Below are 3,634 nucleotides of genomic sequence, written 5' to 3' on the forward strand. Positions count from 1 at the left end.
TGATTTGATTTCAAATTTTAAAATTCGTCATAAGAACGCACTCTAAAATTTAAAGCTGTGATTATTTTTAAAATAAATTAAATTCAATTAAATTTTAATTCTTCGTTTTATTCCGAGGGATAAATATTAAAATCGTGCCACTGGCACAATTTTAAGCTATTTATCTGTTCTCGCATAAGCGAGTTTGCGATTTTAGAATTTCGGAATTTAGAAATCAACAATTTTTGAAGTCAGATATTCGTGCTTGAGGGTTTGTCTACGCTCTGAGCCAAGATGATTGGGCTTGGGTTATTTGCAAACTAGTTAAATTCGATTACAAAAATTTAAAACGAAAATATTTTATTTCAAATTATTAAATCTAATTTATTGGAAAAACTGAGCAGAAAATCACCCCATCTCCTAAGTGGGAACCTATTACTGCTGTTACGTCTATTATTTTAAAATCTAGGGCATTTTCTATTTCGCTACTTAGTCCTTCTTTTAAAATTTCAATTTCTTCTCCACTATCTGCTCCGCCGATTATTATTTGATAATCCTTGTATTTTTTGCAAAGCTTTTTCAAATATTTTATTAATTCTTTGTATGATTTTTTCTTTCCTGTAACTTTTTTTATTAATTTTATTTCTCCATCTTCTATGCACAAAACCGGAGAAAATGAAATTAAATTTGCAAGCTTGGCTATAGTTTTTGGAAGTCTTCCGCCCCTAACCAAGGCATCCAAATTTTTTACAACTCCTGCAACATTACAATATTTTAAATTATCCAGACTTTTTTTGTAAATTTCATCAAGTCCCATTCCGTCTTTCGCATAAATTGCAGCTTTTATTACAGGATAAATTGCAGCTATTGTGGCTGTATTTGTATCTATTATTTTAATTCTTGCATCTGGATTTTCTTCTACAAATTCCTCTTTCATCATATCCATCATTTGATAAATTCCAGAAAATTTCTTTGTAATTGAAAATACTATAAAATTTCTATATCCTTTTTGGTATTCTTCTTCCAATAATTTCAAAAATTTCCCAGGAGATGGCATAGAAGTTGTAACTCTCTCCTTGCTTTCCTTATATTTTATAAAAAAATCTTCCCTACTTAATTCGTAAAGGTCGGTGTATGATTTGTCTTTGAAATTTATATTAAAAGGAAGTATTGAAATATCATGTTCCTTTGCCATGTCAAGATCTATATTACATCCCGAATCAGCTATAATTTTTACTTTTTCCATAATAACTCCATCAATTAAAAGCTCTTTATTTATATTATAAATATTTTTTGATACATAATCTTTCGTAAAGTAACTATACTTTTCTAGAAATTTAAAACAATCTTATTAACTTTATTTTACAAAGTAATTATAGAGATTTTATTTATTTCTCTATTTTAATTTTCTTTCCTTATATATAAGAAGAAAAAAGGGTATTTATATTATACAAATAACAAATAAGGGAAACTCCCCAAAAATTATAGAGGTGAAAAATGAAAAAAACATTAAAAATTATCTTTTCCATAATAGGAATACTTCTAATAGGAATTTTAATTCTCCTATCATATCTTTGGATAAAAGAGTACAGACCAGAAAAAATTGAAAATGTAGAAATCCAAGGAAAGGGCGATAAAAATCCAGAAATCGGCAAAACTTATACGATAATGACTTGGAATATTGGATACGGCGGACTTGATAAAGACACAGATTTCTTTATGGACGGTGGAAAAATGGTCTTTCCAATAAACAAAAGCCATGTAGAAAAATCAATTAACCACATCATTAATTCAAGTGAAAAAATAAATGCCGACATAAAATTTTTCCAAGAAGTAGATATAAATTCAAAAAGAACCTACCACATTAACGAGTACGAAAAAATAAGAAAAAAACTTTTGGGCAACACAACCTTCGCCCTAAATTTTAAGGCCGCCTTTATTCCATATCCAATCCCACCAATGGGAAAAGTTGAATCAGGAATAATGACTCAAACAAATTTTAAAATACAAAAATCAAAAAGGTACCAGCAAGAAATCCCTCACAAATTTCCATCAAGACTAGTAAATCTAAAAAGAGCCTTCAACCCTTCATACATTGACATAAAAAATTCCGACAAAAAATTAGTAATAGTCAATGTCCACTTAGACGCTTACGAAAAAGGAAACAACGGAAGAATTGCACAAACAAAAGAAATAATAAATTTCGTAAACAAAGAATATAAAAAAGGAAATTATGTGATAGTAGGCGGAGATTTTAACCAAGAGCTAACAGGAAATTACAAAGAATTGCCAGAAGGAATTTGGAATCCAAAAATTTTGCCAAAAGAATTGCTAACAGAAAATATAAAACTCTACTACGACAAAAACGGAGAAACATCAGTAGTAAACGACAAACCATACACAGGAAAAGACGCCTATCTTTCAACCATAGACGGATTTATGGCAACAGATAATATAAAAATAAAGGCAATAAAAACCCAAGAAAAAGAAAATTTCCAATACTCCGACCACAATCCCGTTGTCATGGAATTTGTTTTGAAATAAAATTTAAAAGTTAATATCAAATAAAATATAAAAAAGTGCTTTTGTAAAATGAAATTTATTTCATATTTTGCAAAAGCACTTTTTCATTAAATATAATAAAGAATACTAAAATTCAAAAATAATTTAGCTAATATCTCAAAATCAATAGCAAAAATAAAATAAAGATACAGAATATCAAATATTCCATATCTTTACTAAACCCCATTATCCTAAATAAATTTTACAGTTTCATCAATATTTTTACGCTTAAAATGATTTTCTAAAGGCTTAACTCCATCATTCGCATATCCCAAATCAATCATTGCAACAATTTTTTCATTTTTAGGCAAAGAAAATTTTTCTCTAGCCTTATCAGGATCAAAAAGATTTACCCAACAAGAATCAATGTCAAGGCTTGAAGCTGCCAAGACCATGTGACTTGCAACAATCGTAGCATCTTCAACACCAGTATTATATTTTCCTCCCGGATAAACAAAAGCCTCACTCTCATCAAAAGCTACAAGCAAAACAAGAGGAGCATTATACCTACAAGGAGTAAGCTCATCAATTTTTATAAGAGCATCATTTGACTTAGCCACATAAATGCTTTGAATCTGATTGTTCTTAGCAGTAGGTGCAAGCCTGCCCGCTTCAAGAATAATATCAATCTTCTCCTTTTCAACTTTTTTATCACTAAAATTTTTACAAGAATAACGATTCTTCACAAGTTCAATAAAATTCATAACACCTCCTTTAAAGTAAATTTTTCGATAAATTTCAGTAAAAAATATGAGACGAATAATAAAGCATTAATTCTTCTATAAAAACGTAAAATTATATTAAAAATTAACTTTCATATATAAACTAGCAAATAATATTCTGATTTTTTTAATTCCTGGGATCATTTAAATCATCACAATCACGAAAAGAGTGACATATTTAAATCTTCTTTGCTGAAATATCTTTTAATTATTTCAATCCACACTCCCGCGAAGGGAGTGACGCTTAATTGTTTTCTTTGGCACTATGATAATACTATTTCAATCCACACTCCCGTAAAGGGAGTGACGATTACTTAATCTTAAAAATACTAGAAATATTAAAATTTCAATCCACACTCCCGTAAAGGGAG

3 protein-coding genes are annotated in these 3,634 nt (G+C 28.9%); 1 reads left to right on the top strand and 2 read right to left on the bottom strand.

Translation table 11 applies throughout. From position 1 onward, the window contains the following. Nucleotides 1–358: 358 nt before the first annotated feature. Nucleotides 359–1,225, bottom strand: coding sequence for a DegV family protein (locus HMPREF2852_RS09355; RefSeq protein ID WP_070607987.1), 867 nt, complete (start codon nt 1,223–1,225; stop codon nt 359–361). A 251-nt stretch (nt 1,226–1,476) separates the two neighbouring features. On the opposite strand from HMPREF2852_RS09355, the gene HMPREF2852_RS09360 reads away from it, so the two are divergent. Next, nucleotides 1,477–2,523 (top strand): exonuclease/endonuclease/phosphatase family protein, encoded by a 1,047-nt coding sequence (locus HMPREF2852_RS09360; RefSeq protein WP_070607989.1) that lies wholly within the window; start codon nt 1,477–1,479, stop codon nt 2,521–2,523. 209 nt (nt 2,524–2,732) lie between these two features. Here the strand turns inward: HMPREF2852_RS09360 and HMPREF2852_RS09365 are convergent, their stop codons facing one another. Then, nucleotides 2,733–3,245 (bottom strand): nitroreductase family protein, encoded by a 513-nt coding sequence (locus HMPREF2852_RS09365; RefSeq protein ID WP_070607992.1) that lies wholly within the window; start codon nt 3,243–3,245, stop codon nt 2,733–2,735. Between the last annotated feature and the right edge of the window lie 389 nt (nt 3,246–3,634).

Source organism: Anaerococcus sp. HMSC065G05, assembly GCF_001812365.1.
GTDB lineage: Bacteria > Bacillota > Clostridia > Tissierellales > Peptoniphilaceae > Anaerococcus > Anaerococcus vaginalis.